The organism is Geodermatophilus amargosae (genome assembly GCF_900116515.1).
GTDB classification, from domain to species: domain Bacteria; phylum Actinomycetota; class Actinomycetes; order Mycobacteriales; family Geodermatophilaceae; genus Geodermatophilus; species Geodermatophilus amargosae.
This window is the reverse complement of sequence record NZ_FPBA01000013.1, coordinates 147,573-153,273: the sequence shown is the minus strand read 5'-3', so window position 1 is coordinate 153,273 and position 5,701 is coordinate 147,573. Positions and strand designations below refer to the sequence as shown.

Here is a 5,701-nt window from a genome sequence, read left to right as displayed (position 1 = left end):
ACGTAGTCGCGCAGCTCGTCGCGGACCGCGTCGGCGTTCCAGTCCGCGGTGCGCAGCAGCCGCTGCATCCCGTCCGGAGACACCTCACCGGCGGCCTCGGCCAGCGTCCAGCCGTTCTTGCGCTCCAGCTGACCCAACAACCCGCGCAGATAGGCCAGCACCCGGGCCCGCCGCTCGGCCCGGCTGAACGCAGCGGCAATGCGCCGGTGGACCTCCTCCAGCCCCGCCGCCCAGTCCTGCACCTCGGCCACCAGGCCATCGCAGCGCATCCGCCCACGCTGCTACCAGCCCTCAGCCGATCACGACAGCGACACGCTCAAGTGCCGTTGCAGTACTAAGCTGGACGGCTGTGGTCGGGGGTGCACTGGCAGAAGGCGCCAGATCTCGCCCATTGGTGACAGCCCACCGCCAACATCTCCGGTTGTTCTCCGGTCTGTCTCCAGGCCCCTGCACGCGGGCGGCGGCCCGTGAGCTCATGAGCGGCGGTGCTCCGATCACCAGCCGATGCTCGGGCTTCTGCCGAGTGACGGCGTCAGGTGAACCGACTTCGGCGGTCGAACGCCGTGAGTCGGTGGCGGCGTGAGCGGCGAGGAGGGGGCTACCTGGCGCCGGGCCCGCTCCGCGTTCCGGCGGCCACGCCAGGCATCGCGTTCCTGCGTCAGGCGGTCGGGCGGCTGGGCCAACAGTGTCGGGTCGGACGCCAGCTCGGCGATGCGCGCCCGGGCGGCGGCCAGCTCGTGCTCGGCGGCGGTGACGCCATCCCGGGCAGTGGCCAGCCGACCGGAAGCGCCCAGGAAGTGCCCGTGCGCGGTGAGGCGGCTGAGCCGGTCCTCCTGCCGGCGGCGCGCTTCATCCAGAGCTCGTGAGGCGTGGCCGTGTACGGCCTGTGCGGCGTCAGCGGCCGCGCGAAGCCGGGCCTGTTCGGGATGGGCAGCCTCGGAAATGCGGCGGGCGGCGTCATCGAACGCCGCTTGGAGGCGTGGCCGGTCGTCGGGCGAGGAAGCGACGGAGGCGAGCCGACGGGGCTCGGTGGGCAGGTTGGACAGGCATGTCCGCCAACGGTCGGCCCAGCCGGTCAGCTGCTCTTCCGCCCGGCGGAACGCTCCGCGGCGCCGGCGGAGCCGGCCCGGGTCGTGGAGGACGGTCTGGGCGGCCCGGCGGGCATCCTCACGCTGGGCCGCCCACCGGGTGAGCAGTGTGTCACGGAGGCGGCCGGCCTCGGCGGTCACGACCGCGCCGCTGGCCGCGGCTCTGTCCGTCGCAGCCCTCGCGGCGATCGCCGCCTGCCGCTGCCGGTCCTCCAGCGCGAGCAGCTGGGAGGCGTGGTCAGCGTCGGCCGCGACGATCGTGCGCAGCACTTCTCGGCGCAGCTGCAGCGCGTCGAGCCGGTCAAGGCAGCTCTGCTCGGCCGTCCAGGCGCTGTGCAGATTGGTGAGCACCTGCGCGAGCGGTCGGAGTCGGGCGTAACGGGCGGCCTCGCTCGCGGCCAGCTCGGCGGCATGAGAGGGGCCGAGGTCGGCGCGGTCGCGGCCGAAGACGGTAACCCACTGTGCGCGAGCTGCGGCGAGGTCAGCAGCCACGAGATGAGCCGTGTTGGCGGTGCGACCGCGCGTCATGCCGACGTAGGTGGCTGCGGCGGCGGTGTGCTCGTTGATGAGCACGTGGGCGGCGGGGACGGTGTCGCCCTGGACGCCGTGCGCGGTGGAGGCGTAGGCCAGCTCGACGTGCTCGGCGACGTAGCCGGCGGGCAGCACCCGGCCCGGCGGGCCGGACGGGGTGACATCTGGGGTGACGTCACCCCCGGTGGGGCCGACGAGGGTGACGACCAACTTCCCGTGCGGGGTGACCGCGGCGACCGTCCAGGTGTCCCGGTTGGCCACGCCCAGGGTGCGGTCGTTGCGGCGGGTGGCGATCCGATCCCCGGCGCCGATCCGCTGCCCCGCCCTGGTCATGACGACGCTGGTGTCGTCGACCCCGCCTTCGGCGACCAGCCGGTCGCGGATGGCGGCGTTGAGCTCGGCGGCCTGCTCCCGGGTGCCGACCACCACGGCCACCGCATGACCATCAAAAGTTGAAGCGGCGGCGACGGCGACGAGTGCCTCGAGCCGGGCAGCGGCGTCGGGGTGCAGCCGGATCTGACCCCGAAGGTGCAGAGCGTCGAACACCGCGCCAGGATCGACGCCGCCGCGCATGGCCAGGGTTAGCTCGGCGTACTGGGTGTCGGGCATGGCAGGGCCGGCCTCGTCGGTGCGGACGAAGCGGTGCACCGCCTCCAAGGTCAGGCAGGCGGCCGGATCGGCGGCGCGGACGGCGAGGTCGAGCACGCCGCCGCGGCCCACCGCAGGAAGCTGGTGACGGTCGCCGAGCAGCGCGATCCGGACCTCGCACTCGTCGGCGACGGCTAACAGGGCGCGGGCGGTGTCCTGGTCGAGCATGGCAGCCTCGTCGATCACGAGGAGATCCCGTGGTCGCAGCCGCGCGTGGTCGGCCGGCCCGGCGTAGACCACACCGGTGCTGGGGTCGGCCTGCCCGGCGGTGAGCCTGCTCCAAGCGCCGTCGGCGGTCCAGCGCCAGCCGTGCTGGAAGGCCAGCCAGGCCGCCGACGCGGCGGCCGTGCCGACCTCGCCCGCGGCGACCTGAGCCGCCTTGAGGGTGGGGGTGACAACGACGAGACGGCGCCCCTGCTGCTCCAGCAGTCGGCGGGCGGCGGCCAGGGCGGTGGTCTTTCCGGTCCCAGCGGCGCCCTCCACGACGACCAGGGGCCGCGACCCCGCGAGCGCGGCCGCGGTGGCTGCCTGCCCGTCATCCAGCCGCTCCAGCGAGGCGATCCGGTCCAGCCGGAGGTCCGCATCGCAGCCGGTGGAGTCGCCGCGGGCGGCGAGGCGGGTAGTCAGATCGGCTTCGACCTCGAGCACCGCCGCTGAGGTCCAGGCTCGGATGTGCTCGGGCACGCCCTCGCGTTCCAGCAACGGCACGCAGCAGGACAGTGCGCGGGCGGTGATGTCCTCGGCCAGCTCGCTGCGAACCGCAGGTTCCACGACGATCCCGGTGGCGGCATTCAGCTGTTCGGCTTCGCCACGCAGGTCGGCGGCGTTCCAGGCCGAACGGCTCGCGGCGAGCCGGGTGAGCATCATCTTGACGGCGCCGTCGCGGTCGAGCGCCCCGACCGGAGTGGGCCGCAGCTGAACCGGAGTCTCCGGGTCGCGGTAGCCGAGGGCGGTCAGTTCTGCCCGCCAGCGTGCGATCAGGTCGACGCCCGAGCGTGGAAGGATCTTGTCTGGGCGGCCGTCGGCCCACGCCCGCGCATCCCACGCCCGCCGCAGCGCCGGCCCCGGAGATTCGCCGGGATGCGCGGTCCTCCAGTCGCGTTCGTAGCCGTCCAGATTGCGCCCAATCTGAGCCGCCCGCGCGCTGAGCGGCCCGACGTAACTGGCGAGCTCTTGTGTTTCTCCAGTCGCGTCGAGGGTGTAGCCGTGCGCGGCCAGCGCCATGCGGAACTGGAGATCGCACGCCACCGCAGCATGGCCAATCCCGTTGACCGCGGTCAGGAAATCGCGGACGCCGACGGTGTGCAGGCCGCGCCATTTACCGGCGGCGAAAACCCGGGCGTTGAGTTGCAGGTGCAGATGCCGGTGCGGGTCGCCGGCGCGGGAGGTGTAGTGCCGCACCGTCACCGCCTCCAGCACCTCCACCGGTAGCTGCACCTGCCCGCCCCGCGGGCCCACCCGGGTGGTCGCATGCTGAGCGAGCCAGCCGATGATCTCGGCGGCGGCACGGTCCTGCGCCGCGTCATAGGCATCGGCAATCTCGGGGTGCAGCGCGGCCGCCAGCGACCACGACTTCGGGCCGTTGACCACGACCTCGACGAACCGCACCGCGCGCTCATCCGTACGCAGCCGGCCACGCGGTTCGCGCGTGTCCAGGTCCCGGCCGGCCACCCAAGATTCGTAGCCGTCGCCGGTTAGTGCCGCGAGCTCTTGCACTCGACCAGCGGTAGCGGTGTAGCGGCGGGCGATCCCGGTGCCCTCGGTCAGGTAGTAGTCATCGGCCCGTCCGCGGTCGGCCTCGAGGTACCGCCGGGCAGCGGCCGGCGGGCCGGCGTAGATCTTCATTCCGCCGCGCATTGCCAACGCCGTGCAACAATGGCCAACAGGTCTCCCCTGAGGACGCCGACGGGCCCCGCGGAGAGGGGCCCGGACTACCTATATTGGTAGCATGCGTGCCGTTCTCTTGGGAGGGCCTTCGATGTGACAGAGCAGGTTGATCAAGGGCAAACCGCCATGTGTTGAAGATTGACTTGGTGAGGGTATTGGTAATCGCTTGATGCTGGAGTCGCGGGGAAGAAGTTGGTCATGCGGGGTGAGAAGACGTTGCGGAGGTAGGTCCTCGGGCTCCGTCGGCCGCTGTGGGATCGGCGCAGGCTGCGCGCCATGTCGCCGTCGGTGTCTTCGGCGCCGCGGCGGCTCGTCAGTGACGAGCTCTGCGCGCTGGTCGAGCCGCTGATCCCACCGCGCAAGCCGGCAGTGCACGGCCGCACCGGCCGGCCCCGCACCGCCGACCGAGACGTGCTGGAGGGCATCGCCTTCGCGCTCTCCCTCGGCATCGGCTGGGCCAAGCTGCCGACCCAGGTCGACAACGGGTCGGGCTGGACCTGCTGGCGGCGGATGGACGAGTGCGCCGAGGCCGGCGTCTTCGACCGGCTCCACCGGTCGGTCCTGGATCGGCTGGGCGAGACCGGCCGGCTGGACAGGTCGCAGGCCAGCCTGGACAGCGTCAGCGTCCGGGCGAAAAGGGGCGTGAGCCGACCGGCCCGAAATCCGACCGACCGGGGCAATGCCTCCCAGCTTGTACCACCTGCTCGTTGACGCGCACGGGCTGCCACTCAACGTGCTAATCTCGGGCGCGAACCGGCACGACAGCATGCTCGTCGAGCCGATCCTCGACTCGATGCCGGCGATCAAGCGCGGCGGACGCGGCCAAACGCGGCGCCGGCCGGTCAAGTTGCACGGCGACGAGGGCTATGACAACCCGCGGGTCCGCCGATCCCTGCGCCGCCGGGGGATCACCGCCCGCCTTGCCCGGATCGGACCGTGACTCCAGCCAGTGCCTAGGCCGGCACCGCTGGGTCGCCGAGCGCTCTCTGGGCTGGTTGCTGTCCTACCAACGCTTGGCCCTACGCTACGACCGCAGCGCGGTGACCATCACCGCGCTGGTCCGCTTGGCGGTCACCCTCATCTGCGCCCGACGGCTACCGACGGACTCATGCAACTCCTCCAAGTAATCCAAGATCTCCGCGCCAAGGTCACACTGTGGGTACTGCGCGGGGATCAGCCCGCGATCGTCCGCTGCCTCGTAGGGCGCGGTCGTCCCGAGCTGCAGCAGTCGCGATCCGCACGGACCTGAGCGTCGCATCTGCGGCAGAGCGGTCCGCCGCGCCCGGTCGCCTGAGCCCCCGCCGAGTGCTGCCCAAGCCGACGAGCTCGTCGGTAGCGCGAACAAGTTCCCCCTCCTCGGATGATTCCGAGTAGTGGTGGGCCGCTCGGCCGCAGCCGACGAGCAATGCTTCCAGGCGCTGGGAGGTCCCTCACGAACCTCCCTGTGGCGGCATCTCGGTGTCGTCATTCCCCTCTTGCGGGATCTCGCCGCCCTCATCCCCCTCTTGCGGGATCTCGCCGCCCTCATCCCCCTCTTGCGGGATCTC

2 protein-coding genes and 1 pseudogene are annotated in these 5,701 nt (G+C 72.0%); 1 reads left to right on the top strand and 2 read right to left on the bottom strand.

All coding sequences use genetic code 11. The annotated features are described in order from the left end of the window. Positions 1 to 269, bottom strand: a 269-nt coding sequence (locus BM414_RS17320; protein ID WP_139245926.1) for a transposase, incomplete at its 3' end; no start/stop codon positions are given. Positions 270 to 494: 225 nt separating this feature from the next. Further along, a complete protein-coding gene (mobF, locus tag BM414_RS17315) occupies positions 495 to 4,112 on the bottom strand; it encodes a MobF family relaxase (RefSeq protein WP_093581295.1) in 3,618 nt (1,205 codons plus the stop codon). Positions 4,113 to 4,430: 318 nt separating this feature from the next. Here mobF and BM414_RS17310 point away from each other — a divergent pair. Next, positions 4,431 to 5,281: pseudogene (locus BM414_RS17310) on the top strand (IS5 family transposase). Positions 5,282 to 5,701 lie beyond the last annotated feature (420 nt).